A 26,917-nucleotide genomic window follows, 5' to 3' on the forward strand; every position below is an offset into this window, starting at 1 on the left:
CAACCCCTCACCACGGCGACAGGGCAGGCATCCCAGGCCTATCGCGACGGCAGTCGTGCGGTGGAAACGCAAGCAATTGCCGACGAACTCACTGCACGCGAGGTGGCAGGCGAAGCCCCATGAGCACGTCGTCGACTCTTTCGCCATCGAGCACGAACTCGCCCGGCAGTGTGCCTTCGACCACGAATCCCTCTGACTCGTAGAGGCGTCGAGCACTGCGGTTGTGTCCCAGCACCCGCAGCGTCACGCGCTGCGCGCCACGCTCTGACATCTCGCGGACAGCCGCCCGCACGAGGGCCTGGCCGACCCCCCGCCGGCGGGCACGCGGACTCACATCCAGGCCTTGGATCTGACGGACGTGGGAGCCGGTCTCCATCGGGTAGGGGCGGCCGATCAGGAGGTATCCCACGATCTCGCCGTCGATCTCGGCGACCAGCACGTCGTCCGGCTGGTGGTGCTCGTTGAAGAAGGGCTCACTCAGAGGGCTTGGCGCAGGCATGGGGTTGTGCACGTGTGACCAGGAGCTGTGGGCGAGCTGGCGCAGAGCTCGGTCATCACTCGGGAGCCCGGCGCGTATCAGGGGAGCGGGATGCCGGCCGTGAGGGTCGCCGAGCGCCGCAGCAGGATCGGCTGCGATAACCGACGGTTCCACTGCACCGCCTACCATCACTCGGACCAGACGCCGAAGCTCGACCGCCGGGTCATCGGTGACGCCGCCGTGCACCGGTCCCGGTTGCAGCACGGTGCTGCGTGGCGCACTCAACCACCCGAAACGCTGACCGGGTCGACGCAGCTCCGGTCGACCGGGAGCTGTGTCGCCACGACACAGCTGCACAGCCTCGTCCAGGCAGCGACGGAGGTCGACGAGGTCGAGCGACGGCGAGAACGACTGAAGTCGCTGCGCATCCAGCTCATACCCAATATCGAGGAACCCTGCCAGCTGGCTGTAGAGCACCACGCCGACGTTGCGGAACTCCTCGCGCACCACATCCGGCACGCAGCGCAGGACGACGTACTGGTATCCGAAACGGGAGGCCGTAGTCACGCCGGATCCCGGGGCAGCCAGGCCTGCGGCGCGGCAAGGCGAGCAACGAGGTTGTCGACGTATGCGGTGCGCACGGCAGTGGGATCATCAAGCCCCGCAGCGGGTTCCAGCCAGTCGTCGGGAACGAGGCCGACGACGTCCTCGAGCAGTGCGGTCGTCACGTGAGTCGACAGACGCTCATGGGTCTCGGACAGTCCCTTCGCAACGCCGCGCATGATGTGGGTGCTGCTGTCGAAGGGTTGCGCGGCAAAGCGATCCGGGCGCGAACCCTTCCCGGGCCAGGAGTGGTGGAAGTAGAGCGCGGCGCCGTGATCGATGCACCAGGTCTGGCCGTGCCAGCGCAGCAGGTTGGGATTGTTCGGCGTGCGATCGACGTTGGCGGTGAACGCGTCGAGCCACAGGATCGTGGCGGTCTCGTCAGGATCTGGCGGCGCGGACGCGTCATACCCGAAAGCGCCTGGCAGCAGGTCAACTCCGAGGTTGAGCCCCACACTCGCGGTCAGCAGGTCCTGCACCTCTTCGTCGGCTTCGTACTTCGCGATCTGCTCGGGCAGCTCCACTGCCTTGAGCTCGGGCACCCGCAGCCCGATCGCCCGTGCGAGCTCGCCGACGATGACTTCGGCGACCAGCACCTTGAGGCCCTGGCCGGCTCCGCGGAACTTCATCACCCAGGTGCCCAGGTCGTCCGCCTCGACGACACCGGGCAGCGAACCGCCCTCACGCAGCGGCGTGACATAGCGGATCGCGCGGGCGGTGGGTAGCACGTCCAGAGCCTACTGGCTGCGGTCCGCGGACATCAGCAGCTCGTAGGAATGCTGCCGCTCGGCCGCATCATGAATATTGGTCGTGACCATGAGCTCGTCGGCGCCGCAGGCAACCCCGCGCATCCGAATGCGCCGGAGCACTTCGTCGGGCGTGCCGACGGAGGTGAAGTGTGCGAACGTCGCGACCATGCGTTCGTCCAGCTCGGTCCATTCGTGGGCGGCGGCCTCCTCGGGCGAGGGGAGCGGCCCGGGGGAGTTCTGCCGCAGCCGCACCGTGGAGAGCGCAGCGGCCCGACCGAGCGCGGTGGCCCGGTCGGCATCGTCAGACACGATGGCGGACACGGCGAGCATGCTGTGCGGCTCGGTGAGCGACTCCGGCATGCCGTTCGGCCGGAAGGTCTGCCGGTAGGCGTCCATCGCCTCACCGGGGTCGGCGTTGCCGAAGTGTCCGGCGAACGCGAAGGCGGTGCCGAGCAGCCCGGCCGCCTGCGCGCCATACATGCTGGAGCCGAGGATCCAGATGGGCGGCAGGGGAGTGTCGTTCGGCTGGGCGCTGATCGGGGCGAACGGGTGGTCCTTCGGGAACCCGTGGACGTAGGCGAGCAGCTCGGCATACTGCTGCGGGAAGTCATCCGCGGCGACCGCCTCCTTGCTGCGACGCAGGGCGAAGGCCGTCAGCTGGTCGGTGCCCGGCGCCCGGCCGAGACCGAGGTCGATGCGCCCCGGGTGCAGTGCCTCGAGGACCCGGAAGGTCTCTGCCACCTGCAGTGGCGCGTGGTTGGGCAGCATGATCCCGCCGGCACCGACGCGGATGGTGGATGTCGCCGCCGCTATCGAGGCGATCATGACGACGGGTGAGCTGCTGGCGACACTCGGCAGGTTGTGGTGCTCGGCCACCCAGTACCGCGCATACCCCAGCCGTTCGGCCGTCTGGGCCAGCGCAATGGACTCCTTCAGCGCGTCGGACCCGGTGCGTCCTGACGAGATCGGGGAGAGATCGAGAACGGACAAGGGAATCGTTGGCTCAGTCACACAGACGTCAAGGCCCGCGGGCGCCGTGGCATTCCGTTGGATCGCCGAAATCGGTCCTCATCGAACGCTCCGATGTCGGTGGTGCAGTCGATAATGAGTTCATGACTACTTCGGGTGATGGACAGAGTGTTTCTGGCACTGCGACCGGTGGCGCCGCCTCTCGCACGGCCGCCGCAACCATCGTCTTGCGACGACGGGCCGGTATGTCGACCCTTGCCGACGTGGCGGGTCCCCTGACCTCCGCGCAGCTGGGGGAGCGGGTCGGTGCGCATCCCGATGATCTGACGGCCGTTCGGCAGGCGGCGGAGGAGTCCGGACTGACGGTGGTCGAGGAGCACGGACCGTCTCGTCGGATCCGGGTCGAGGGACCTGCCGACACAGTCAAGCAGTGGGTCGACAAGGTGCCGGAGCACGTCGGCGAGATGGTCACGGCGGTGCTGGGTGGAACCTCGCCGCAGGCCTACCCGCGGTCGATGGTCGCGAGCCCCCATGCTGCGGGTGTGAGCTACACCCCGCTGCAGCTGGCGGAGATCTACGGTATGCCGCGGGCGGACGGCACGGGCCAGACGATCGCCATCATCGAGCTCGGCGGGGGCTTCGGGCAGTCCGACCTCGACACCTATTTCAAGGGTCTGGGTCTGGCTACGCCCAACGTCAAGGCCGTCGGTGTCGACGGGGCCACGAACGTGCCGGACAAGGCTCCCAATGGTGCCGATGGTGAGGTGCTGCTCGACATCGAGGTGGTCGGTGCGATCGCGCCGAAGTCGGACATCCTGGTCTATTTCGCGCCCAACACCGATGCCGGCTTCCTGGATGCCATCACCACCGCCGCCCATGCCACTCCGGCACCGACGGCGATGAGCATCAGCTGGGGTCAGAGCGAGGACCAGTGGAGTCAGCAGGCGCGCACGTCGATGGACGACGCCTTCGCCGACGCCGGCTCGCTCGGCGTGACGGTCACCGTCGCCGCCGGTGACAACGGCAGCGGTGACAACGACACCTCGGGTTCGGGTGCGCATGTGGACTTCCCGGCATCGAGCCCGCACGTGCTCGGCTGCGGCGGTACGTCGCTACATGCCTCGGGCGGCAAGGTCAGCTCGGAGACCGTCTGGGACGACGGCGGGCAGGGTGGAGCCACCGGTGGCGGCGTGAGCGACACCTTCCCGGTGCCGGCCTGGCAGACGAATGCCGGCGTGCCGGCCCGGTCGGGTGGCGGCACGGGTCGTGGCGTGCCCGACGTGGCGGCAGTGGCCGACCCGCAGACCGGATATCAGGTGCTGGTCGACGGCCAGAGCATGGTGATCGGCGGTACCAGTGCCGTGGCGCCGCTGTGGGCGGGCCTGGTCGCGCGGATCGTCCAGCTGACCGGCAAGAGGGTCGGCCTGGCGCAGCCGACGCTCTATGCCGGGGTGACGCCGGCCGATGCCTCGACGCACCTTCGGGACATCACGCAGGGAAGCAACGGCGCCTACAACGCCGGGCCCAGCTGGGACCCGTGCACCGGTCTAGGGGTGCCCGAGGCGGCGACGTTGCAGGCGTTTTCCGGGCAGCCGGGCGACATCGGTGCGCCTGCCACCGGAGACGGGGGGAACACCGGCGGCTGAGGTCGCGGCCACCGGCCCAGGAACACCGGTTAGTGTCGACGGCATGCCGCTCAAGCCTGCCGAATCCGTATTCACCGCACCCATCGCCGCCACCGGTCTCATCGGAGGTTTCGTCGCTGCCCAGGAGACGGGCATACGTCCGCTCGGGGGTGTGCTGCTGGCCGCCGCCGGCGGGTATGCCGGCCGCACCTGGCTGGCACGCAAGGGGCCGGCGACGGCGAGCGCTCTGGGTGCCATCTACGTGCTCGGTTTCGGTCTGTCCCACCCGCTGGCCAAGAAGATCGGCGCCTGGCCGTCCGTGTTGACCGTCGCGGGGCTGTCGGCCGCCGCGTCGTGGGCGCTGTCGGATCGCGCTTGATTCGGGCCGCGCCGAGGTAGGACATGCACTCGGTAGCCGACTAGGGTTACTCGCATGGAACCGGTCTACTCGTCAGTAATCTCCTTCGCGATGGGCGTCTTCAAGGCGCAGGGGCTGCGCTTCACCTGGACCGGCACGCAGCACATCCCGCGCACCGGTGGGGCGGTCGTCGCAATGAACCACATCAGTTACATGGATTTTGCGTATGCCGGGTATCCGGCGAAGGATGCCGGTCGGCTGGTGCGGTTCATGGCCAAGAAGGAGGTCTTCGACCACGCGATCAGCGGGCCGTTGATGCGGGGGATGAAGCACATCCCGGTCGACCGAGCGGCCGGCGCCGGCGCCTACCGGGAGGCCGTTGCGGCGTTGCGAGGCGGTGAGCTCGTCGGCGTGTTCCCGGAGGCCACGATCTCCCGGTCCTTCGAGCTCAAGGAGTTCAAGAGCGGGGCGGCCCGGATGGCGCAGGAGGCGGGCGTGCCGATCGTGCCGATGGTGCTGTGGGGGTCCCAGCGGGTCTGGACCAAGGACCACCCGAGGCGGCTCGGCCGCACGAAGGTGCCGATCGCGTTGCGCATCGGCGAGCCCATCCCGGTGCCGGTCGACGCCGACATCGACCAGATCACCGCGGAGCTGCACCGGGCCATGGAGGCCATGCTGCACGAGGTCCAGGCCGGCTACGAACCGATGACCGGCGATGACGCCGTCTACCTGCCGGCCAGGCTGGGCGGCGCGGCTCCGACACCGGAACGGGCCAAGGAGCTGGATCAGCAGGAACTGGCGGAACGCCGCCGTCGCAAGGCCGGCTGAGCCCATGGAGCGATGTTCCGTCACCCGCCAGGGAATCCTGAGCGCTCACTTCTGACCTGCAACTCGACGGGCCTGCTGCCACCGCCGTTTGAGTGCTAGTCCGCCCAGCATGAAGCCCTCGGAGGAGCCAACTGTCGAGGTGCCGATCGACTGCTCAGGGTCCGGGCTGTGCCACAGGTCCGCCAGGATGTGTCAGCAGTTCTCCCGATCTTGGCGGTCTGTGGGTACTCGTCCTTGTCGACGATGTTCTTGTCATAGGCGCCTGCGTAGATCTTGTCGGCATGCTCGTCCATCCAGGTGCCGACGAAGGTGGCCAGGTTCAGCCGAGAGCTGCCGTCGAGGATCGTCTGGTCATGCACGATCTGGTAGGCGGTCTGCGGGAGTATCTCGCCGTCGCCCAGTCGATGTCGTGGCGTGGTCAACCGCTCGCCATACCGGGTGAACTCCGGTGTCATATCATCAAACTCGGGCCAATTCGGCATCGCGGGCAGCCCTTCGTCAACTGTGCTCCGATCGGCGCTTTCGACACTTGGTCGGATGGCTCGGACGCTAACACCGCAACCTTCGTGAATCGTGGGAGTCCGAGGTATTCGAGTCCGAGGTCCAGGCATTGACTTGTCTCGCGCGGGACGTCCGGGCGGCAGGGGCAGCAGCCCCGCTGTCGGACCCATCGGGCACAGTGGCGACATGACGGACACGACGACGAGTGATGGGGCGCCATCGATCGAGACGGTGGCCGACCGGGTGCTGCGTCAGTTGGCCGGTGACGGCGCAAGCCTGCGCGACGGCCAGCTGCAGGCGCTGCAGGCGCTGACCGGGCCGGGTGCTCGGGCGCTGGTGGTCCAGGCGACGGGATGGGGCAAGTCGGCGGTCTACTGGATCACGACCTCGTGGTTGCGCAGCAACGGGCGCGGCCCGACGCTGGTCGTCTCGCCGCTGCTGTCACTCATGCGAGACCAGGTCGCCGCCGCGGCACGCGCCGGGCTGCGCGCGGCCACGGTCAACAGCTCCAACCTGGGCCAGTGGGGCGAGATCGAGCGGGCCCTGCTCGCGGACGAGATCGACGTGCTGCTGGTGTCACCGGAACGCCTGGCCAACCCCGGCTTCGGCGCACGTGTGCTGGACACCCTGACCGGTCACCTCGGACTGGTCGTGATCGACGAGGCGCACTCCGTCTCCGACTGGGGCCACGACTTCCGGCCGGACTATCGCCGAGTCGCGGACGTCTTGCGACGGCTGAACCCGAGCGCGCCCGTCCTGGCCACCACCGCGACCGCCAATGCTCGCGTGGTGGACGACCTGGCCAGGCAGCTGGGTGAGGAGACCCTGGTGCTGCGCGGCCCGCTGGCCCGGTCCAGCCTGCACCTGGCCGTGGTGCCACCCCTTGCGCCCCTCGAACGCTATGCGTGGGTGGTTGACCATCTGGCGCAGCTGCCCGGCTCCGGGATCATCTACACCCTCACCGTGGCCGATGCCGGCCGGTTGACACAGGCACTGCAGCAGCACTTCGGCGACGACCCGCAGCTGCAGGTGGCCGCCTACACCGGCGCCCTCGACGGGGCCGAGCGAGAGCGTCTCGAGGACGCGCTGCGGGACAACCGGGTCAAGGCCCTTGTCGCGACGTCCGCCCTCGGAATGGGTTATGACAAGCCGGATCTCGGCTTCGTCGTCCATGTCGGCTCCCCTCCGTCGCCGGTCTCCTACTACCAGCAGGTCGGTCGTGCCGGCCGTGCGATCGACCGGGCGCTGGTCGCACTGCTGCCGTCCGCGGCGGACGACGGCGTGTGGGACTACTTCGCAACAGCAACCATCCCGCGTCGCGATCAGGTCGAGAAGGTGCTGGCCCTGCTGCGAGAGGCGTCCGAGCCGATGAGCGTGCCCGCGATCGAGGCCGAGAGCGGGGTGCGGCGCACGCGCGCAGAGTTGATGCTCAAGCAGCTCGCGGTGGATGGTGCGGTCGAACGCCGAACGGAGGGCTGGCTCAGCACGGGCGAGCCGTGGACCTACGACCAGGCCCACTACGACGCGGTGGTCGCGGTGCGGCGGCGGGAGGCCGACATCATGCGCCGCTACGTCGAGGGGAGTGGCTGCCTGATGCAGCTGCTCGGGGAGTCGCTGGACGACCCCGAGGCGGCGCCCTGCGGGCGGTGCTCGGTCTGCAGGGGTGGGCTGCCCGAGCCCCTCGTCAGCGCGCCCTCGCCGCAGACCGTTGCCGAGGTGCGCGGTGTCCTGCGGCAGGAGCAGCATGTGCTCGACCCGCGCAAGATGTGGCCGGGTGGCGCGTTCGGGGCGCGCGGCCGGATCCCGGCAGGGCTGATGGCGGAGCCGGGTCGGGTGCTCGTGCACGCCGACGCGGCCGAGTGGGGCGAGCTGCGGGACGGGCCGCTGCGCAGCGACGGCGAGCCGCCGGAGGATCTGCTGCAGGCGGCGGTGCAGTGTCTGGCCGGGTGGAAGGCACACTGGGCCGAGCGGCCCTCGATGGTCATGGCGTTGCCGGCGGCGGGGCATCCGGTGCTGACCGCCGGCGTGGCGCGGCACCTGTCCCAGGTGGGTCGGCTGGAGTATGCCGAGTGGCCGGTGCAGGCAGCCCCGGGCATCGATCTCACCTCGTCCGACGAGGCCGCGGGCTGGCGGTCGTGTCTCGAGGAGCACCCACCGCCTGCGTCGAGTGGCCAGGTGGTCCTGCTGGTGATCGACTCGTCGTCGTCGGGTTGGGTGACGACGGTTGCCGCGGCAACGCTGCGCCAGGCCGGGGCGGTCAGGGTGCTACCACTGCTGGTTCATCGCAACCTGTGAACCACGTGGTGGGTGCGTCGTCTCCATCAGTGGCTAGGGTCGGGGACATGCGTGCACTGACTGTGGTCCCGATGAAGAAGAACTCCCTCGAGGTGAAGGACATGCCGGCCCCGGACGAAGGGCTCGGCGACCTGCTCGTCCAAGGCCTGGCGGTCGGTGTGTGCGGCACCGACCACGAGCTCGCGGAGGGCCTGTATGGCTGGGCGCCGGAGGGTTCCGATCGGCTGATCATCGGCCATGAGGGGCTCGGCAAGGTGATCGATGCTCCGGACGGCAGCGGCTTCAGCGCCGGGGACCTGGTCGTGAGCATCGTGCGGATGCCCGACCCGGTGCCGTGTGGGGCTTGCGCTCACGGGGAGTGGGACATGTGCCGCAACGGCAAATACACCGAGCACGGCATCAAGGAGCTGCACGGATTCGCCGCAGAGCAGTGGCGGGTGCAGTCCAAGCACACCGTCAAGCTCGACCCGTCGCTCCAGTCGGTGGGAATGCTCCTCGAGCCGACCACAGTCGTGGCCAAGGCGTGGGAGCAGGTCGACCGCGTCGGCGGTCGCGGATGGTTCGACCCGAAGTCGGTGCTGATCACCGGTGCCGGTCCGATCGGCCAGCTCGGCGCCATGATCGGAGCACAGCGCGGCATGGACGTGCACGTCCTGGACCGGATGACCGACGGCCCCAAGCCCCAGCTGGTTGCCGACCTGGGCGCCACCTACCACAGCGACCCGGTCGACGAGGTGCTGAAGAAGGTCAGGCCGGAGGTCATCATCGAGGGCACCGGCGCGGTGCCGGTGATCAAGGCGGCCCTGCAGGACTCCCAGCCCTACACGATCACCGTGCTGACCGGCATCTCGAACCCCGGCACGGAGACACCGCTCGACCTGGGGGCGCTGAACCGCGACCTGGTGCTGGACAACGGTGCGGTTGTCGGTTCGGTCAACGCGAACCGGCGGCACTACGAGGCGGGCGCGAAGGCACTGGCGGCGGCGGACCGGGGCTGGCTGGAGCGGCTGGTGACTCGTCGGGTGCCGCTGGAGAAGTTCGCCGAGGCGTTCAAGCCCGCGCAGAACGACGTCAAGGTCGTCCTGACCATCGGTGACTGACCGGGCGGGCGATGCTCGGGTTTTGCTTGCGGGTCTGATGGTGGGGCGTGTCAGGCGTCACGTATTCGTAGTAGGACGCCGGCGGTAGTGAGCGACCCGGCGGCCCACATGGCCAGGATCCCGAGTCCGGCCCAGGGGGCGATCACCTGGGCGGGAGAGCTGGTGGTGACTTGGACGGCGAGGCCGGCGGTCATGGGGGCGATCTGTTCGAGATGCCGCCGGAGCGGGTCGCTGACGGCTTGGGCGAGAAGGGGTGGCAGATAGAGGAGGGCGAGTACAACGCCGACGGAGACAGCGGTGTCGCGGATCGCGGTAGCGATGCCCAGGACGAGTAGAGCGATGAGGATCAGGTAGAGCACGCTGCCGGCGGCGGCACGTAGCGTTGCGGTGTGGGCAAGGGAGACAAGTGGATAGCCGTCTGCCGTGCCGAGCCCGGCGCCGGGGAGCATCAGTCGCCCGGTCATGAGGCAGCCGGCGACGGCGACCAGTCCGGCAATCAGCGTGAGGCCGGTGAGATTGACGGCCTTGGCGGCCAGCACGACGGTCCGCCGCGGCATCGCGGTGAGGGTGATGCGGATCATCCCGGCGCCGTACTCCTCACAGACCGTCAGAACGGCGAGAACGGCGATGATGGCTTGACCGAGATCGATGCCGGTCAAGGCGAGCTTGGTGGGGTCCTGCCTCGCGGCATCCGGTCCGGTGGAGGTGTGCGTGGCGGCGGCGATGATTGCGGTTGTCCCCACGGTGACGGCGACGGTGCCGGCGAGGAGCCAGGTGGTGCTGGGCAGGGTGCGCAGCTTCGTCCATTCAGCGCGCACCGCGGCCGACCATGCGGGACGCAACTCGTCGCGCAGCACGGTATGGGGCCGGGGTGGGCCGGTCTGGGTGCTCATGCGTCTCGGCGATGGAGCAGGTAGGTGGCCAGGGCGAGGGCGGCCGCGGTGTATGCGGCGAGGACGGCGAGGCCGGCCCATGAGCCGATGGGGTAGTAGCCGTTGGCCAGGGTGAAGGGGTAGCTGACCAGCGCGGAGCGGGGCAGGGCGCCGAAGACGGAAAACGCGGCGGCCGGGCTCGCCCGATACAGCCAGGTCGCCGCGGGTGCGCCGGGACCGAGCACGCCGGGACCGAGCAGGTTGGGCAGAACATACACGATGATGCCGGCGGTCACGGCTCCCGCGGCGCGGCGGAGGATGGCCCCTAGGGCGAGGGCCCCGACGGCGGTGAGCGCGAGCACGAGTCCGGCACCGACGGTGACCCGGACCTGGGTGGTCGTGCTGGTCGGGAAGATGTAGTTGCCGTTGGTGGTCAGAGCGTGGTGGCCGAGCGGGATGGCGAGGGCGGTAGCGACGACCCCGACCGTGAAGGCGACCGCGGCGATGACGAGCGCCTTGGCTGCGAGCACAACACCTCGTTGCGGGGTGGCGGCCAGGGTGGTGCGGATCAGGCCTCGGCGGTACTCGCCGGTGATGAATCCGGTCGCGATCACGATCACCACGACGAGCGCGACGACGATCCCGAACAGCAGCGATTCTGAGGCGGTACTGCCGCCGGCGAGAGTGGCCACCGCGGGGGCGATGTCGCCGGAACCGGTGATCGTGACATTGGCGCCGGAGCGGTGCGTGCTGCCCGCTCCGAGGGTCGGGTAGTAGTCGCGTGGGCTCATCCCGATGCTGCGGGCCGTCCAGCCAGACGCCGTCCGGCCGGTGAACGTGAGATCGTTGAAGGTCGCGGTGGCCTGGGTGGCGGCACCCGTGGCGCCGTCCTGGTAGGTGACCGGCGAGGTGGCGAATAGTCCGATGTCGACGGTGGCGGGCAGGCCGGCCAGCCGGGTGGTGCCGATCTGGCGCCAGGTCGTGCCGTTGTCGGAGTCGTAGCCGGTGATCGTTTCGGCGGTGCGGGTGAGCCGCAGCCACCGCGGCGACGAGCTCGTCTGTGTGCCGGACCGGCCGGGTTGGTCGCGGGTGTAGTTGTGCTGGAACTGGATGCCGTGGCTGCCGGTGGCGCAGATCGCGGCGTAGGCCGATCCCTGACGGGTGCTGGGGGTGAGCAGAATCCCGACCTTGGCCCAGCCGGCCAGCCCGGCTCGGGTGTGCGCCGTTGACGGGGCCTGGTTGGCCGGGCCGGTGTAGATCACGCCGGTGAGCGAGCCGATCCGGGCGGTGAGGGTGCCGTCACCGATCAGTGGCTGTGTGTAGTACTGGTAGCTGTCGGCGACGGCCTCACCGCCAGGCCCGTTCGGGACGAATGGGTGACCCGCGGTGCAGTTGCCGGCGCCGGTGCAGATGCCTTGGTGATGACCATTGGCGACAACGAAGGTGAATCCGACGCACAGCAGCCCGGCGAGGACCAGGCCGATCAGCCAGCCCCGGACCGTGCGGAACTTGACCCACTCCGCCCGCAGCGCGGCGGTGGCTGCGCCATGTGCGGGCCGACGGGTCCGGTTGGCCGGCTGGCGGGCAGGGCTGCTGGTCACTCTCACGGCTGCACCTGCGTCCCGGCCCGGTACTGGGTCGCGCCGCCGGTCAGCTGCAGGTAGACATCCTCCAGGCTGGCCCGCTGCGCGGTGACCTCGGAGAACGCGACTCCGGCGGGCGAGAGCACCTCTACGACGCGTTGGGCGGTGATCCCGCCGACGATCACGGTGCCGCGGTCGGTGACCGTGGCTCGGGCTCCGGCGCGCTGCAGCACCGCGGCCGCCTCGCTCGGCGTCGGGGAGCGCAGCAGCACTCGGTCGGAACCGGCCCGCGCGACCAACTCGTCGACGGTGGCGTCGGCGAGCACCCGACCCCGGCCTACCACGACCACCTGGTCGGCGATGCCTTGCAACTCGCCCATCAGGTGACTGGACACCAGCACTGCCCGGCCCCGCGCGGCGAGGGAGCGCAGGAACCCACGGATCCAGATGATCCCCTCGGGGTCCATCCCGTTGAACGGCTCGTCGAGGATCAGCACCTCGGGATCGCCCAGCATGGCGGCGGCGATGCCGAGGCGTTGCCGCATCCCCAGGGAGTAACCACCGGCCCTGCGCCGTGCCGCGCTGTCCAGACCGACCAGATCGATCACCTCCTTGACTCGGTCCGTCGGCAGGCGTTGCGAGCGGGCCAGCCAAAGGAGGTGATTACGGCCCGTCCGTGAGGGTTGCAGGGCGGCTGCCTCGACCAGCGCCCCGACCCGGCGAAGGGGATACTTCAGTGCGGCATAGCGCTGCCCGCAGACCAGGGCGTGCCCCTCGTCCTGGTAGTCGAGGCCGAGGAGGACCCGGATCGTGGTCGACTTGCCGGCCCCGTTCGGGCCCACGAAGCCGGTCACCGTGCCTGCAGCCACGGAGAAGGTCATGCCGTCCAGGGCCTGGGTGGGCCCGAACCGCTTCCGCAGCCCGCTCACCTCAATGCTCGCGTCGTTCATGCGCTCGTCCGTTCCAGATCGTTGGGAAGAGGCATCGCTCGTTGCCTTACGACCGTTCTACGGATCGGTCGGTGTCAGCCCGGTGTCAGCCACCGACACCGGGCTGACACCGGCGGGCAGGCATGGTGAGATCACTGAAAGCGAATCCGGGGTAGAGGTGTGCTGCCACCGGGAGAAAGGGGCACAGTCGTGAGAGTGCTCGTCGTCGAGGACTTCGAGGTGCTGGCCCGCTCGATCGGGATCGGGCTGCGACGGGAGGGGATGGCCGTGGACGTCGTCCTTGACGGCACCGAGGCGCTGGAGCGTCTGACCGTCACCCGTTACGACGTGGTGGTGCTGGATCGGGACCTGCCCGGTACCCACGGCGATGAGGTGTGCCGGCAGCTCACTGCCGATGGCGCCGGCGGCCGGGTGTTGATGCTCACCGCTGCCAGCACTGTGCAGGACCGTGTCAACGGCCTCGGGTTGGGTGCGGATGACTACCTGCCCAAGCCGTTCGACTTCTCCGAGCTCGTGGCCCGCGTTCGAGCACTGGCGCGCCGCTCCACACCGGCAGCACCACCCATCCTGCGGGCGAAAGACGTGGTTCTGGATCCCGCTCGTCGAGTCGCGTCCCGGTCCGGGCAACGGCTGGAGCTGAGCCCGAAGGAGTTTGCCGTGCTGGAGTGCCTGATGACCGCGAGTGACCGCGTGGTGTCGACCGAACAGCTGCTGGACGGGGTATGGGACGAGGCCGCCGACCCGTTCACCACCACAGTCAAGACCACCATCCGCCGGCTGCGGGCCAAGCTCGGTGACCCGCCGATCATCCACACCGTCCGCGAGGCCGGCTACCGAATCGGCGAACCCTGATGTCACCACGCGGTCCGCTGACCTACATCTTCCGATCGGGACGGCCCGTCCTGCGCGTCCAGCTCACCCTGCTGTATTCGGGGCTGTTTCTGGGGGTGTTGGCAGCGGCGCTGTTCGCCGCGGGTGTGCTCTACCAGCACAGCGCGGCCAGAGCCCCCAACGGTGCCTCCGCCGCCAGCGTCGGCGGCAGTCACGCATTCGACACGGGCCCCGCCATCATCGGGCTGATAGCCGCCGTCGTCGCCATCGCCGGAGCGTGGTGGCTGGCCGGACGGTTCCTGCGACCGCTGCGCGCCATTGCCGCCACCGCACAGGACATCTCGGCCGCCAACCTGAATCGGCGCCTGCACCTCTCCGGCCCGAACGACGAGCTCACCGATCTCGGCCGGACCCTCGACGACCTGTTCGGGCGCCTCGAGGCATCCTTCGACGCACAACGTCACTTCGTCGCCAACGCGTCCCACGAGCTGCGGACCCCGCTGGCCGGGCAACGCACTCTCCTGCAAGTGGCACTAGCCGATCCCGACGCCGATGCACAGAGCCTCCGGGCGGTATGCGAAGAAGCCCTGCAGCTGGGCGGCCAGCAAGAACGTCTCATCGAGGCGCTCCTCACCCTTGCCACCAGCGAACGCGGAGTCGAGCGGTGGGAACCGGTCGACCTCGCAGAGATCACCGGTAGCGTGCTGGCGGCCCGGCAAGACGCCGCCCGGCACGAACGCCTCCACATCGCCACCACCCTGAACGCCGCACCGACGACCGGGGATCCGCGGCTGGTCGCAAGCCTGGTCGCGAACCTGATCGACAATGCACTACGCCACAACGTCGACGACGGGCACGTCTCGATCACCACCGACTCCACCCCGGAACAGGCGGTCATCAAGGTGAGCAACACCGGCCCAGCAATTGCGGGCCAAGAAATCGAACGACTCTTCCAACCCTTCCAGCGGACCGGCGCCAACCGGGTCCAGCACGACGGACACGGCCTCGGCCTCGCCATCGTGTCCGCCATCGCCGAAGCCCACGCCGCGGCCCTCAACGCCGAACCTCGCCCGCACGGAGGGCTCGACGTCGAAGTCCGCTTTCGCAAACCAGGCATCGCTAGCGCCTGACCGAGCCCGCTTTGTTCGAGCGGTCGCATCAGAGTCGGCTCGAGTCGCGTCGGAGGCGTGTTCGACACTTTCGCCCCGCGGGTTTGCGGTCTGCGGACATACTCAGCCCATGAAGTGGTACCGGGTGCTCCTGCTGGCGGTCCTTGTCGTCATCGTCGTCCCTGTCGGCGGGCTGTGGCTCTGGGGAAGACCACGCGCCCACGTCCCGCTGCCTACGGCCCGGGCGTCACCTGTCGACGTCGTCAAGATGTACGTACGTGCGATGAACGACCGGGATTTCAGCGTGTGCACCCGGATGCAGGTCTCTGACGGTCAGGACATCGGCGCGGGTTGGGCCAGCCTGCCCGCCCCGAACATCACCAATTTGAGGATCGGCGACGTCCACGCGATGACGCCCGGATTGCGGAGCTGGAACGAGAGTGTCGTGGTCGACACGACCGCGACCTTGAACAACTTCGAGGGCTTTCACAACAGCCAACCCGACCAGCCGTGGTCATTCGAACTTGTCCGACACGACAGTTCGAAACCGTGGCGCATCATCGACCAGGGCCAAGGGTGAGACTCTGCGGCACGCCCTCCATGTGAACGGCTCGCGAGGTGTTCAATCGTCGCTGCAACTCGACACCCAGGCATGCGCGAGAATGGCCGGGTGCGCACCCAGTCCAGCATCATGCATCTGGACCTCGATGCCTTCTTTGCCGCGGTCGAGCAACGTGACAAGCCGTCGCTGCGTGGTAAACCGGTGTGCGTCGGCGGCGTGGGGCACCGAGGGGTCGTTGCCACTGCCTCTTATGAGGCGAGGGTATTCGGTGCGCACTCCGCCATGCCGACCGCCGAGGCGCGTCGGCGGTGCCCCGCGGGCACCGCGTTCCTCTATCCGCGCGGCGCCGCCTATCGCAAGTCCTCCCGGGTCGTCATGGACCTGCTCCGCGAGGTGTCTCCGGTCGTCGAGCAGGTCTCCGTCGACGAGGCCTATGTCGACCTGTCCGCGCCCGGCACCCACGACCTGTCGACCGACGGGGTGCGCGCGCTGGTGGGTGACCTGCTCGCGCGCATCCACGACGAGACCGGCGGGCTGACGGCGTCCGCGGGCGTGGCGTCCAGCAAGATGCTCGCCAAGATCGGCTCCGACCTGGAGAAGCCGAACGGGCTGGTCGTGGTTGCGCCCGGTCGTGAGCTGGAGGTGCTCGCCCCGTTGTCGGTGCGAGTGATCGGGGGTGTCGGCCCGGCGACGGGGAACCGGTTGCGCACGTTCGGCGTCGAGACGGTCGCCGACCTGCAACGTATGCAGGTGCCGGACCTGGTGAGCATCCTCGGCGAGTCGCACGGCAAGGGCCTGCACGAGCTGGCGTTTGCCCGTGACGACCGGGAGGTCGTCGTCGAGCGTGAGGCGAAGAGCATCTCGGCCGAGGAGACCTTCGAGACGGACATCGCCGATCGGCACCGGCTGGAAAGGGAGCTGCACGGTCTGACCGAGCGGGTCGCCGGTCGCCTCACCAAGAGCGCGACCTTCGCGCGCACGGTCTCGATCAAGGTCCGACACCACGACTTCTCCACGCTGACCCGTGCCGAGACCCTGACACATCCGACGGGGGACCCGGTCGTCGTGCTCGGGGTGGCCAGACGTCTGCTCGCCGCTGTCGACGTGTCGGATGGCCTGCGACTGCTCGGCGTCGGCGTCTCGGGCCTGACGGACCACGCACAGGAGCAGATCACGTTCGACGACGTGGTCGAGCAGATCGAGGCTGGCCAGCCTGACGAGGCGCCGGCCGAGGGCGTGACCGAGGAGGTCCTGGCCGCGCCGACGGAGTCGGGCGACCTCGACACGGGTGGGCCGCAGTGGGGTGCGCGCAGCGAGTGGTCGCCCGGCCAAGACCTCCGGCATGACGTGCATGGCGACGGGTGGGTGTGGGGCCGCGGACTCGGCCGTGTCACCGCACGGTTCGAGGGACCAACCACGGCACCCGGGCCGGTGCACACCTTCCGAGCCGACGACCCGGCGCTGCAGCCGGCCGACCCACCGCAGTGGTAGCGGCGGGCGGGTCCGCAGGCGCGGTTAGGGTGCACAGTGTGATCGGATCCGAACCGGCAGACGTCCTCGCGGCCTACCGCGAGCGCCTCCGTGACATCCCTTCGGTGCCCGGTGGTGGCGCCGGGGCGCCGGTCGATGAGCTGGTGCACACCTCGGTGTCGACCGCCGGGGCGGCGCTTGCCGGCGCGATCGGCACCCTGGGTTCAGTCGGCCTACGGTCCCGCGAGGCCGTCGTGCGCCGGTTCGTCGAGGACGATGGGGTCACCTACGGCACCACGAGCGGCCACCTGCGCGGGCGCAGGTGGCAGCTGGACCCACTTCCCGTGGTGATGGCGGGCGGTGAGTGGGCCGCGCTGTCCGCCGGACTGGTGCAGCGCGCGGAGCTGTTGGATCGGATCCTGGCCGACATCTACGGGGAACGCCGCCTCATCCAGGACGGCATCGTGCCGGGTGAGGTCGTGTTCGGCCACGCCGGGTTCGTGCCGCAGACCGATGGCACATTGGCCGGCGACGGCCATCACCTGGTGCTTCCCTCGACCGATCTGGCGAGGATGTCGGACGGTTCCTGGACGGTGATCGGCGACCGGGCCCAGGCGCCGTCCGGAGCCGGTTATGCGATGGCCGATCGGCGTCTGATCGCGCGTGCCCTCCCGCGTCTCTACCGCACCTGCGCACTTGCGCGGCTGCGCGTCTTCTTCGATGAGGTCGGTATGACGCTCGCGGACCTGGGCGCGCCCGAGGACGGGCTGGGGCGGGTGGTGCTGCTGTCGCCGGGGCCAGGGAGCGAGACGGCGTTCGACCAGGCGTTCACGGCGTCACTGCTCGGCATACCGCTGGTGCAGGCCGAGGACCTGGTCAGCCACGACGGACGAATCTGGCTGCGTGGCACCGGCCGCGAGGAGCGGGTCGACGTCATGCTGCGCAGGGTCGATGCGGAGTGGTCGGACCCGTTGGAGCTGCGGTCCGACTCGCAGCTGGGTGTGCCCGGACTGATCGAGGCAGTGCGTTCCGGAGCGGTGCGGGTGGTCAACCCGCTCGGCGCCGGGGTGCTGGAGAACCCGGGCCTGCTGCCCTACCTCCCGGCGGCCTGCCGGGCACTGCTCGGTGAGGAGCTGCGCCTGCCCGGGCCGCGCACCTGGTGGTGCGGCGATCGAGCCTCGGCCAGAGAGGCGGTCGAGCGGATCGGCGACCTGGTGATCAAGCCGCTCAGTGCCGGCCCCGAGCACGTGACGCGATTCGGTTGGCAGCTCTCGGCGCCCGAGCTGCGCGAGGCGCGCGCCCAGATCGACGCCCAGCCCTGGGCGTGGGCCCTGCAGGAGCCGGTGGCGATGTCGACGGTGCCCGTCGTGAGCGGTGCCGCGTTGGTGCCTCGACGCTTCGTGCTGCGGACCTTCGGCGTGTCGGTGCAGGGGGAGTACCGCTTCATGCCCGGCGGTCTCGGCCGGGTGTCCGACGACGCCGGTAGCCAGCTGGTCAGCAGCAGCCTCGGCGCGCGGGCCAAGGACGTCTGGGTCGAGTCGTCGGCGACCGTCGCGCCGGCGGCGGTGCGAGCGCTGCGACCGATCTCGATGGCGCCCGGTCACGCCGCGGTCGGCCGTGGTCTGGCGCCACGGGTGGCGGACGACCTGTTCTGGCTCGGGCGATATGCCGAGCGTGCCGAGTCGTTGTCCAGGCTGCTGCTGGTGGTCGACGAGCTGCTGGGCGACTACCTCGGGCGGCCGGAGTCCCCGGGATCGGTCGTCATGCGGGCGATGGTGCAGGCCGCGGCCGGCACCACGGGTCGGCGAGCGCCGGAGGACTTCGACCCCACGGCCGTCACCCGGATGCTGCGACAGCTCGTGCTCGAGGAGGGGACGCCGGGCACGCTGGCCTTTGCGGTGGCGCATCTGGTGCAGGACGCACAGGCCGCCCGGGACCTGCTGTCGGTCGACACCTGGATGGTGTTGAGCCGCCTGGAGCGGGCCTTCGAGCCGGGGGACGACCCGGATGCGCCGCTGCAGCCGGCGCTGGACCAGGTGCTCGAGTCGCTGCTCGCCCTCAGCGGGTTGGGCGCCGAGAACATGGTGCATGACCCGACCTGGGCGTTCCTGGATGCCGGCCGCCGCGTCGAGCGGACCCTGCAGACGGTTGCTCTCCTGCGCAGGACCATCTGCGAGGAACGATCACCGATCATCGACGGGCAGGTCACCGAGGCGGTGCTGCGAGTGGGCGACAGCCTGATCACCCACCATCGCCGGCTTGCCGCCGGTCAAGGTCCCGCATCGCCGGTGCGTTCGGCGCTCGATCTGCTGCTGCTGGATGTCGCCAACCCGCGGTCGGTCGCCTACCAGCTCGATCTGCTGAGCGCCGCCCTCGGGCGGGTGCCGGGAGAGCCCCTGACGACGGCCGTAGAGCGGGTGCAGGACCGCCTGCTGCCGAGCGATCTGGACCACCTGTGCGCCGACGGTCGCGCCGGTCTGCGCGCCCTGCTGGCCGATGTGGACGAGCAGGTGCGTGGCATCGCGACCCTGGTCGCCCGCACCCACTTCGTGCGACCGGCACCACACCGCAGCATGTATGGGGGAGACCTCACCGTGGGTGGCGGGGCGCGATGACGAACGACGACCTGCACTCCCGACGCATCTACGACGTGCACCACCGCACCGAGTACAGCTACGCGGAGTACGTCACCGCGTCGTATGGGCGGGCCTGTCTGCGGCCGCGGGACACGCCGCACCAGCAGGCGTATTCGAGTCGGATCGAGATCGTTCCGGCGGCGGGCACCCTGACCGAGCATGTCGATCTCTTCGGCAACTTCAGTCACTACTTCGAGGTGCGCACCCGGCACACCGAGCTGAAGGTCCACAAGAGCAGCACCGTGCAGGTCGAGTGGCCGCGAGTCGACGTGGACGGACTGAACCGCTGGACGGTCGGCTCAGCCGTCGAGGAGCTGCGGCGGGACGACGCGATCGACCGCGTCACCGGATCGCTCTACCGGCTGCCCTCCAGCCTGGTCGAGATCGCCGCGCCGGTGCGGGCCTATGCCGAGAAGGTTCTGGTGCCACGCCGTCCCCTCGGTGAGGCGCTCGAGGCCCTCACTCACAGCATCCATGACGAGATCGCCTACGAGCAGGGTGCGACCACGGTGACCACGACCCTCGCCGAGGTCCTGGAAGCGCGCGCCGGAGTGTGCCAGGACTTTGCCCATCTCGCCGCCGGATGCCTGCGGCATGTCGGGTTCCCGGCGCGCTACGTCAGCGGATACCTCGAGACCTCACCCCCCGCCGGCCAGCCGAAGCTCGAGGGTTCGGACGCCAGCCACGCGTGGTGCTCGGTGGTGGTCCCGGGTGGTGAGTGGGTCGACCTGGATCCGACCAACGACCACTTCGCGGACTCGCGCTACATCGTCACGGCCTGGGGACGCGACTTCCGCGACGTGTCGCCGATGAAGGGGGTCATCTTCACCGAGAGCGGCAGCAGCACCCTGCATGTGGCGGTCGACGTGGTGCGACGCGCCGATCACGAACTGCCGGCGCGAGCCGCCGCGGCCGGTGACTCCGCCGATGGGTCATGATGGGCTGGATGGGTGGTCCGTGTCCGCCACCCACGCGACCCGGGAGGAGAAACCCATGCTGAAGGACCTCGGTCGGTGACCTCGCCGAGCACCAACCCGCACCCGGTGACCGGGCAGGAGTTTGCCTCACCGGTGCCGCCAGGCACCGGCTGGCCCGGAGACCCGGCCGATGCGACCACTCCGGTTGCGCACACCGCTGCGCAGGTCCGCAGCCTGGCGCGGACGGCAGACGACGTCGATCAGCTGGACGCGCGAATCTCGGTGTGCCGAGCGTGTCCTCGCCTGGTCAAGTGGCGGGAGGACGTCGCGAGGACCGGCCGACGCGCATCCTTTGCGGACCAGCCCTACTGGGGCAGACCGGGGCCCGGAGTCGGCGAGCCGAATGCACCCGTGCTGGTCGTCGGCCTGGCGCCTGCCGCCAACGGCACGAACCGCACGGGTCGGATGTTCACGGGGGACCGGGCGGGGGACTGGCTGTATGCCGCTCTGCACCGCGCCGGCTACGCCAACCAGCCGACCTCGGTCGCGAGTGGCGACGGACTCGAGCTGCGCGGCATACGCATTGTGGCGACGGTGCGGTGCGCGCCGCCCGCGAACAAGCCGACCACCCTCGAGCGGGACACCTGTGGGCCCTGGCTGGACCGTGACCTGCAGCTCGCGGAGCCGACGCTGCGGTCAATCCTGGCGCTGGGCTCGCTGGCGTGGAACGCCACGATCACGGCCGCGCGACGGATCGGCTGGCAGGTGCCGCGGCCCAAGCCGAAGTTCGGTCACGGCGCCACCGCGACCCTGCTGGCCGGTGACCGGCCGGTGCAGCTGTTCGGCAGTTATCACGTGAGCCAGCAGAACACGTTTACCGGCAAGCTCACCGAGTCGATGCTCGACGATGTGATTCGACGGCTCTGAGGGTTACGCCGGGCGCGAACAGGTGTGCCATTCGGTCGTACTGGACGCTCGGGCGTGCCTACGATCCGGTATGGACCATTCGACTCCGCTGCTCCGTGACGTGTTCGGCCGGTTGCTGCGGCGGGCCCGAAACGCCCAGGGCCGCACCCTGGCCGACGTGGCGGCGCAGGCCGGTGTCTCGATGCCCTACCTGTCGGAGATCGAACGCGGCCGCAAGGAGGCCTCCTCCGAGGTGCTGGAGGCGGTATGCCGTGCGCTCGGCTCGAGCACGACGGAGCTGGTCGGCGCGGCGCACCGGGAGCTGGCCACGGTGACCCCGCTGCATGCGGTGCGGTCGCTGCCCCGCCCGGCGCGGACGCTCGCGCGGGCGACCGATGCCCGTCTGCTTGCGGCATAACTACCCCGGAAGGACCTGGTCTGCGCGCTCGATCACCTCGTCGGCAAGCCCGAACCGGACGGCCTGGGTCGCCGTGAGGACGTTGTCCCGGTCCGTGTCCTGGCGCAGCTGCTCGGTCGAGCGGCCGGTGTGCCGGCTCAGAACCTCCTCGACCTGTGCTCGCACGCGCATCAGCTCCTCGGCCTGCAAGGAGAGGTCGGAGATGGTGCCCTGCCCGCCGCCGGCCGGCTGGTGCAGCAGGACCCGGGAGTGCCGCAGCACGAATCGCCGGCCCGGCGTGCCGGCAGCGAGCAGGATCGCGGCGGCCGACGCGGCCTGCCCGAGGCAGTACGTCGCCACCGCCGGCCGCACGAACTGCATCGTGTCGTAGATCGCCATCAAGGACGTGAACGAGCCGCCGGGGGAGTTGATGTAGAGGGAGATCTCCCGGTCGGCGCTCGTGTCCGACAGGTGCAGCAGCTGGGCCATGACGACGTTGGCGACACCATCGTCGATCTCGGTGCCGACGAAGATGATTCGCTCCTGCAACAGTCGACTGTAGATGTCGAAGGTGCGTTCACCGGATGGGGTGCGCTCGATGACGTAGGGGATCGGGTAGCCGCTCATCCCAGGCCCACCTTCCGGGTCGTCCCCGCCGGTCGGACGTCCTCGAGTGAGCTGACCACGTGATCGACGATCCCGTAGCTCATCGCCTCGGTCGCGTCGAACCACCGGTCTCGGTCACTGTCCGCGGTGATCCGTGCGACGGTCTGACCGGTGTGTTGGGCGAGCAGCTCGCTCATCCGCACCTTGAGGACGCGCAGGTTGCCCGCCTGCCGTTCGACGTCGGCCGCGGTCCCCTGGATCCCGGCGGAGCCCTGGTGCATGAGGATGCGGGTGTTGGGGAGGGCGAATCGCTTGCCCGCGGTGCCTGCGGTCAGCAGGAACTGCCCCATACTCGCGGCAAGGCCCATCGCGAGGGTGCTCACGTCATTCGGGATGAGGCGCATGGTGTCGTAGATCGCGAGCCCGGCTGTGACCGAGCCGCCGGGAGAGTTGATGTAGAGGCTGATGTCGGCGCGGGGATCGCGTGCGGACAGGAGTAACAGCTGCGCGGTGATCCGGCCGGCGACCATGTCGTCGACCTCAGTGCCGAGCACGACGATTCGTTGATGCAGCAGCTCCATGGCCAGGTGGTCATCGAGCAGGGGAAAGGTGGGCCGGCTTGTCTCCGAAGTCATGTGTCCAGCCTGCGTGTCGCCGGCCGATCGCGCCATCAAACTCTGCTCTGGGCAGATCCGAGCCCGACGGGGATAACTGGCGCAATCGCGGGTAGTAGCAAGGTATGAGTACTGCACCGAGCTACAACGACCTGTTCGTCACGATCACCGGCCAGCACGGGCATCTGCGCGCCCTGCTGGAGGAGGTCGCCCATCTGAAGGGGCAGCAGCGCCTCGATGCCCTGGATCTGGTGCGAGCGCACCTCGCGGCGCATGAGGCGATGGAGCAGGGTTGGATCCATCCGATGGCCGCTGCACGTCTGGCCGATGGTGAGGGACATCCTGGAGATGTCGACAACCGCCTCATCGAGGAGCGCGACGCCGGGATCGTGCTTGACCGGCTCCGGGACCTGCCCGTCGACTCTCCCTTGTTCGATGTGCAGTACGCGCTCTTTCAGGAGTCCGTGGTTCACCACGCCAAGGACGAGGAGGATCGCGAGCTACCCCTGCTCGGGACGCATCGCGAGCTGGAGGACCGCATCACGCAGGCTCTGCGCGTGGCGGCCCACGTCGGCGAGGTCGGTGACGGCATTCTGCAGGCCGCATCAAACCAACCCTTCGTGCGGTCCGTCAGCGAGGCTCGCCATGAGCTGGAGCGGTTGGTGGTCGCCTCCGTCGCCCAGTGACTGTTGTGGCCTGCCCCCGGAGACGTCACCGCGTTGTCCGGGTGCCGGGACTATCGTTGTGCGGAGGAACACAGGTCAGCTCAAGAAGTGTGGCTGGCATGGAACCGTCCGTCTGTCTGGAGAGCCATGTCCTTTGTTGGCTACGGCAAACCGAGTCGATCGGGGCGCGACACCTGGTCGCAGGAGCTGCTTGCGCGTGCCCAGCAGGAGACCGACCGGGGCCGGGCCGAACGGCTGCGTCAGCGGGTGGTTCTGGAGAATCAGGCCCTTGCGACCGGGGTCGCCCGCCAGTTCGATCACAAGGGCATCGAGCACGAGGACCTCGTGCAGGTCGCCCTGGTCGGTCTCGTAGAGGCTGTGCGCCGGTACCGCCCGAGTGCGGGTCACGGGTTCACGGCATTCGCAGTGCCCACCATCAACGGCGAGCTCAAACATCACTTCCGGGACCACGGCTGGGCTGTGCGGCCGCCGCGGGCGCTGCAGGAGCTGCATGGTCGAGTTCGGAGGGTAGGAGCGGACCTGGAGCAGACACTGCACCATTCGCCGACCGATGGTGAGATCGCCGAGTTTCTCGAGGTGTCCAGGGAGTCCGTGTGGCAGGCCCGGATGGTGGACGGCCAGTACCGCGCGGCGTCCCTGGACGCACCGATGCAGGGTGCTGCTGAGCCGTCGCTCGGGGAGACGATTGCTGACGTGCACGGCGATCCGTATGACCGACTCGTTGCCCGCATTTCGCTTCGGACCGCACTGGAAAGGTTGGAGCGACGCGAGCGAGTCGTGCTCCGACTTCGCTTTGTGGACAACTTGACCCAGCAACAGATCGGTCGTCGTGTCGGTGTCAGCCAGGTGCAGGTCTCACGTCTTCTGCGCGATGTCTACGGCGAGCTGCGGGTCACGATCGAGGATCGAGAGCATTGCAGCGACTACGCTCCGGCGGTCAGTGGTTGCGCAGTGCCTCGATGAGCTCGTCCTTGGTCATGTCGGACCGGCCGTCGATGTCTATCTCCTGAGCCCGATTGCGCAGTTCGTCGACGGTCCAGTCCTCGTAGCTGCCATGCGAGCCACCCTTCGATCCGACGTGCGACCGGGAGGTGTTGCTCGCCGCGTTCGCAATGCGAGCGGACTTCTCCTTGCTGTTGCCTTCGTCTCGGAGCTTCTCGTACAGCTCGTCGTCCTTGATGGATGGTCCAGGCTCACGTTCTGGCATGACGATCTCCTTTTCAGTCGGTGTTCGTCTCGTTAGGCTCTGCCCGACCGCGTCATCACGTAGGCGTCGACCAGCAGGGTCAGGACCGGCCGGCCCGCACCATTGGTCAGCTCGGCCGAGGTTGTGACCAGGGCACGTTCGCGCGCGTCCGGCACAACGCCTTCGACACGCACCGTGCCGGTGAGGGTGTCCTCTGCGCGGACCGGGCGGAGGAACTTGGCCTCTCGGAAGGAGCGTCCGGCAATCACCTGCCAGTTCTGGAAGACCGCGAGCACCGCCAGCCGCTGATAGATCGAGAGGGTGTGCAGGCCGCTGGCGATGAGGCCGCCGAAGTGACCCTCCGTGGCGACATCTTCGTCGAGGTGGAAGATCTGCGGATCCCACTGGTGCGCGAAGCCCAGCAGGTCTTCGCGTGTGACGAGATACGAACCGAGCTGGAAGGTGTCGCCGATCCGGAGATCGTCGGCATAGACGGCGGGATCGTCGGACCGGGGCTGCTGCATCACACCTGGATAGCGCATTACCCCTGCCGATGGCAACATGTGCGAAACCCGTCGAGCAGTCGGCAAAACACGGGCGGCAGTGGCGGCCGAGCTCACTCACCGCTTCGAGCAGGACGGTCTTCCGACGAATGAGACGGTCGATGCCCGCGTTGCCGAGGTATTGGTCAACCCCGATCGTGGCGGGCTGGCAGTCATGACTGACGAAGGGACGCTCCTGCACGGCGAGGCCGACGTGAAGGGTGGCAAGCCGGCCCATCGAGACCCGGAGCGCGGGCCCTTCTACTCCTGACCCGTGCAGCGCAGGCCCGGCGTCGTCAGGACGCCTGGCTGACGCTTCCGCCATGCGGCTGACCCGGCTCCCGCAGCCAGGCAATGGCCTCCGAGAGGTGCAGAGCCGCCTGACTGTATCGTTCCGCCGTGGTGGCGTTCAGGTCCTTCGGCTTGGACTGGATCGCATTCGTGCACACCACTAGTGCGTCAAGCAGCGCGGTCTGCGCTTCCTCCGGTGTTGCCATCTGTGCCTCCTGGTATCCGGTGCGGGGGTTCGCCCAGACCACGATATGGCCTCACTCGGTCTCCAGGATGGTCGCCAGCGCGGCAATGGTCGATGGCCCTACCCGGCAGCACCCACCGACATAGGCCGCTCCCGCGGCTACCCACCCCGGGGCGAGACCGACGTCGTATGCGGCTGCGCCCTGCCACCCTCTTGCGGCTGCGCTCCACTGCTCGCCGCTGTTGGGATACGCGACGGTCGGCTTGCCGGTGACGGCGTGCGCGGTCTCCAGCGCGGGCAGCACATCGGCCGGCGGGCAGCAGTTGACCCCGACCGCGAAGACGGTCTCGGCCGAGGCTGCGACGGCGAACGCGTCGGACAGGTGCTGACCCGCGCGCGTCCGCCTGCCAAGAATGGAGAACGAGAGCCACGCGGGGAGCCCGACCTCGTCCAACAGGTCGACCAGCACCTCCGCCTCGTCGATATCGGGGATGGTCTCCACCGCGAAGAGGTCGGGCCCAGCCGCCGCGAGCAGCTCGAGACGCGGCAGATGGAAGTCGCGAAGCTGCGCATTGGACAGTCCGTAGTGCCCCCGATACTCCGAGCCATCGGCGAGGGTCGCGCCATACGGCCCGACGGATGCGGCGACCCATCGGCGAGTTCCATTCGACGCCAACGAGTCTCGAACATTTCGCGCGATAGTGACGCTGCTGCCGATGAGCTGCTGTGCTTCACGGTTGCCGAGCCCGGCGGCTACGAGACCGGTGAGGCTGGCCTGATAGCTGGCGGTCGTGGCCACGCGAGCGCCGGCGTCGAAGTAGGCCCGATGGACGGCGGCGATCTCCGCGGGCGCGTCTCGCAGCAGACGCGCCGTCCAGAGCGCGTCGGACAGGTCGTGGCCCCGATCCTCAAGGGCGTTCGACATCCCGCCGTCGAGCAGGACGACGGGCGCACCGTCGATCTGAGCGGGTCCAGCAGGTGCAGCAGCTCCGGTCATTTCACCAGTGTCACAGACGTTCGAGCTCCGGCGTTTGGGTCGGAGGCCCGTTGGCCCTGAGGTAGCATGCCC

28 protein-coding genes and 1 pseudogene are annotated in these 26,917 nt (G+C 69.0%); 16 read left to right on the plus strand and 13 right to left on the minus strand.

Annotation, left to right across the window (positions count from 1 at the left end):
* Positions 1-88: 88 nt before the first annotated feature.
* The 3 genes from FGL98_RS26905 to FGL98_RS07320 are packed head-to-tail and all read right to left on the minus strand — an operon-like array spanning position 89 to position 2,841.
* Positions 89-1,045 (minus strand): GNAT family N-acetyltransferase, encoded by a 957-nt coding sequence (locus FGL98_RS26905; protein WP_186526030.1) that lies wholly within the window; start codon positions 1,043-1,045, stop codon positions 89-91.
* The gene (locus FGL98_RS07315; RefSeq protein WP_146316078.1) at positions 1,042-1,809 is read right to left on the minus strand and encodes a HipA family kinase; all 768 of its coding nucleotides are present in this window, start codon (positions 1,807-1,809) and stop codon (positions 1,042-1,044) included. Before FGL98_RS07315 ends, FGL98_RS26905 begins: the two co-directional genes overlap by 4 nt.
* A 9-nt stretch (positions 1,810-1,818) precedes the next feature.
* Positions 1,819-2,841 carry an LLM class flavin-dependent oxidoreductase gene (locus tag FGL98_RS07320; RefSeq protein ID WP_222432047.1) on the minus strand — a complete coding sequence of 341 codons (1,023 nt, stop codon included), beginning with the start codon at positions 2,839-2,841 and terminating at the stop codon, positions 1,819-1,821.
* A gap of 101 nt (positions 2,842-2,942) precedes the next feature.
* Here FGL98_RS07320 and FGL98_RS07325 point away from each other — a divergent pair, with 101 nt between their 5' ends.
* From FGL98_RS07325 to FGL98_RS07335, 3 genes are read left to right on the plus strand one after another with little or no spacing between them, the layout of a single operon-like run.
* Entirely contained in the window at positions 2,943-4,445 is a 1,503-nt protein-coding gene (locus FGL98_RS07325) for a S53 family peptidase (RefSeq protein WP_186526031.1), read from the plus strand.
* A gap of 43 nt (positions 4,446-4,488) precedes the next feature.
* Complete coding sequence (locus FGL98_RS07330) at positions 4,489-4,803, plus strand: hypothetical protein (protein ID WP_146316079.1); 315 nt, start codon at positions 4,489-4,491, stop codon at positions 4,801-4,803.
* 54 nt (positions 4,804-4,857) lie between these two features.
* Positions 4,858-5,610 carry a lysophospholipid acyltransferase family protein gene (locus tag FGL98_RS07335; RefSeq protein ID WP_146316081.1) on the plus strand — a complete coding sequence of 251 codons (753 nt, stop codon included), beginning with the start codon at positions 4,858-4,860 and terminating at the stop codon, positions 5,608-5,610.
* A 51-nt stretch (positions 5,611-5,661) separates the two neighbouring features.
* Here the strand turns inward: FGL98_RS07335 and FGL98_RS07340 are convergent.
* A pseudogene (locus tag FGL98_RS07340) lies at positions 5,662-6,092 on the minus strand (pyridoxal-dependent decarboxylase); the annotation flags it as partial.
* Between the two features lie 205 nt (positions 6,093-6,297).
* Between FGL98_RS07340 and FGL98_RS07345 the strand changes: the two are divergent.
* Together FGL98_RS07345 and FGL98_RS07350 are read left to right on the plus strand one after the other, a co-directional pair.
* A complete protein-coding gene (locus tag FGL98_RS07345) occupies positions 6,298-8,406 on the plus strand; it encodes a DEAD/DEAH box helicase (RefSeq protein WP_146316083.1) in 2,109 nt (702 codons plus the stop codon).
* A 47-nt stretch (positions 8,407-8,453) separates the two neighbouring features.
* Positions 8,454-9,506, plus strand: coding sequence for a glucose 1-dehydrogenase (locus FGL98_RS07350; RefSeq protein WP_146316085.1), 1,053 nt, complete (start codon positions 8,454-8,456; stop codon positions 9,504-9,506).
* Positions 9,507-9,556: 50 nt separating this feature from the next.
* On the opposite strand, the gene FGL98_RS07355 is transcribed toward FGL98_RS07350, so the two are convergent.
* The 3 genes from FGL98_RS07355 to FGL98_RS07365 are packed head-to-tail and all read right to left on the minus strand — an operon-like array spanning position 9,557 to position 12,911.
* A complete protein-coding gene (locus FGL98_RS07355) occupies positions 9,557-10,399 on the minus strand; it encodes an ABC transporter permease (protein WP_222432049.1) in 843 nt (280 codons plus the stop codon).
* Positions 10,396-11,985: an ABC transporter permease subunit gene (locus FGL98_RS07360; RefSeq protein WP_146316087.1), complete on the minus strand. Its 1,590-nt coding sequence runs from the start codon at positions 11,983-11,985 to the stop codon at positions 10,396-10,398. The genes FGL98_RS07355 and FGL98_RS07360 overlap by 4 nt, the downstream gene beginning before the upstream one ends.
* Positions 11,982-12,911, minus strand: coding sequence for an ATP-binding cassette domain-containing protein (locus tag FGL98_RS07365; RefSeq protein ID WP_146316088.1), 930 nt, complete (start codon positions 12,909-12,911; stop codon positions 11,982-11,984). The genes FGL98_RS07360 and FGL98_RS07365 overlap by 4 nt, the downstream gene beginning before the upstream one ends.
* A 189-nt stretch (positions 12,912-13,100) precedes the next feature.
* Here FGL98_RS07365 and FGL98_RS07370 point away from each other — a divergent pair, with 189 nt between their 5' ends.
* The 8 genes from FGL98_RS07370 to FGL98_RS26695 all read left to right on the plus strand — a co-directional run bounded on the left by FGL98_RS07370 (position 13,101) and on the right by FGL98_RS26695 (position 21,760).
* Entirely contained in the window at positions 13,101-13,763 is a 663-nt protein-coding gene (locus FGL98_RS07370; protein ID WP_146316090.1) for a response regulator transcription factor, read from the plus strand.
* Positions 13,763-14,872 (plus strand): sensor histidine kinase, encoded by a 1,110-nt coding sequence (locus FGL98_RS07375; RefSeq protein ID WP_146316091.1) that lies wholly within the window; start codon positions 13,763-13,765, stop codon positions 14,870-14,872. Before FGL98_RS07370 ends, FGL98_RS07375 begins: the two co-directional genes overlap by 1 nt.
* A gap of 109 nt (positions 14,873-14,981) precedes the next feature.
* Positions 14,982-15,431, plus strand: coding sequence for a hypothetical protein (locus tag FGL98_RS07380; protein WP_146316093.1), 450 nt, complete (start codon positions 14,982-14,984; stop codon positions 15,429-15,431).
* Between the two features lie 90 nt (positions 15,432-15,521).
* Positions 15,522-16,904 (plus strand): DNA polymerase IV, encoded by a 1,383-nt coding sequence (locus FGL98_RS07385; RefSeq protein ID WP_146316095.1) that lies wholly within the window; start codon positions 15,522-15,524, stop codon positions 16,902-16,904.
* Positions 16,905-16,942: 38 nt separating this feature from the next.
* A complete protein-coding gene (locus tag FGL98_RS07390) occupies positions 16,943-19,498 on the plus strand; it encodes a circularly permuted type 2 ATP-grasp protein (protein WP_146316096.1) in 2,556 nt (851 codons plus the stop codon).
* The gene (locus tag FGL98_RS07395) at positions 19,495-20,457 is read left to right on the plus strand and encodes a transglutaminase family protein (protein ID WP_146316098.1); all 963 of its coding nucleotides are present in this window, start codon (positions 19,495-19,497) and stop codon (positions 20,455-20,457) included. The genes FGL98_RS07390 and FGL98_RS07395 overlap by 4 nt, the downstream gene beginning before the upstream one ends.
* Positions 20,458-20,532: 75 nt before the next feature.
* Positions 20,533-21,363, plus strand: a complete 831-nt coding sequence (locus FGL98_RS07400; protein WP_146316100.1) for a uracil-DNA glycosylase — start codon at positions 20,533-20,535, stop codon at positions 21,361-21,363.
* A gap of 70 nt (positions 21,364-21,433) precedes the next feature.
* Positions 21,434-21,760 carry a helix-turn-helix domain-containing protein gene (locus FGL98_RS26695; RefSeq protein ID WP_146316101.1) on the plus strand — a complete coding sequence of 109 codons (327 nt, stop codon included), beginning with the start codon at positions 21,434-21,436 and terminating at the stop codon, positions 21,758-21,760.
* On the opposite strand, the gene FGL98_RS07410 is transcribed toward FGL98_RS26695, so the two are convergent.
* Positions 21,761-22,366 carry a ClpP family protease gene (locus FGL98_RS07410; RefSeq protein ID WP_146316103.1) on the minus strand — a complete coding sequence of 202 codons (606 nt, stop codon included), beginning with the start codon at positions 22,364-22,366 and terminating at the stop codon, positions 21,761-21,763. It abuts the gene before it with no gap.
* Positions 22,363-22,980 (minus strand): ClpP family protease, encoded by a 618-nt coding sequence (locus tag FGL98_RS07415; RefSeq protein WP_146316104.1) that lies wholly within the window; start codon positions 22,978-22,980, stop codon positions 22,363-22,365. The genes FGL98_RS07410 and FGL98_RS07415 overlap by 4 nt, the downstream gene beginning before the upstream one ends.
* Positions 22,981-23,084: 104 nt before the next feature.
* Between FGL98_RS07415 and FGL98_RS07420 the strand changes: the two genes are divergently transcribed.
* Positions 23,085-23,645 carry a hemerythrin domain-containing protein gene (locus FGL98_RS07420; RefSeq protein ID WP_146316106.1) on the plus strand — a complete coding sequence of 187 codons (561 nt, stop codon included), beginning with the start codon at positions 23,085-23,087 and terminating at the stop codon, positions 23,643-23,645.
* A 126-nt stretch (positions 23,646-23,771) separates the two neighbouring features.
* A complete protein-coding gene (locus FGL98_RS07425) occupies positions 23,772-24,608 on the plus strand; it encodes a sigma-70 family RNA polymerase sigma factor (RefSeq protein ID WP_146316108.1) in 837 nt (278 codons plus the stop codon).
* Here the strand turns inward: FGL98_RS07425 and FGL98_RS07430 are convergent.
* Complete coding sequence (locus FGL98_RS07430) at positions 24,583-24,852, minus strand: DUF7218 family protein (protein WP_146316109.1); 270 nt, start codon at positions 24,850-24,852, stop codon at positions 24,583-24,585. The two genes, FGL98_RS07425 and FGL98_RS07430, sit on opposite strands and share 26 nt — an antisense overlap.
* A gap of 32 nt (positions 24,853-24,884) precedes the next feature.
* Complete coding sequence (locus tag FGL98_RS07435) at positions 24,885-25,355, minus strand: MaoC/PaaZ C-terminal domain-containing protein (RefSeq protein WP_146316111.1); 471 nt, start codon at positions 25,353-25,355, stop codon at positions 24,885-24,887.
* A gap of 37 nt (positions 25,356-25,392) precedes the next feature.
* On the opposite strand from FGL98_RS07435, the gene FGL98_RS07440 reads away from it, so the two are divergent.
* On the plus strand, positions 25,393-25,644 hold the full coding sequence (locus FGL98_RS07440) for a hypothetical protein (protein WP_146316113.1): 252 nt from the start codon (positions 25,393-25,395) through the stop codon (positions 25,642-25,644).
* Between the two features lie 25 nt (positions 25,645-25,669).
* Here FGL98_RS07440 and FGL98_RS07445 read toward each other — a convergent pair whose 3' ends face one another.
* On the minus strand, positions 25,670-25,870 hold the full coding sequence (locus FGL98_RS07445) for a hypothetical protein (protein ID WP_146316115.1): 201 nt from the start codon (positions 25,868-25,870) through the stop codon (positions 25,670-25,672).
* A gap of 51 nt (positions 25,871-25,921) precedes the next feature.
* A complete protein-coding gene (gene mmuM / locus FGL98_RS07450; RefSeq protein ID WP_146316117.1) occupies positions 25,922-26,845 on the minus strand; it encodes a homocysteine S-methyltransferase in 924 nt (307 codons plus the stop codon).
* Between the last annotated feature and the right edge of the window lie 72 nt (positions 26,846-26,917).

Source organism: Leekyejoonella antrihumi (genome assembly GCF_007845645.1).
GTDB lineage: Bacteria > Actinomycetota > Actinomycetes > Actinomycetales > Dermatophilaceae > Leekyejoonella > Leekyejoonella antrihumi.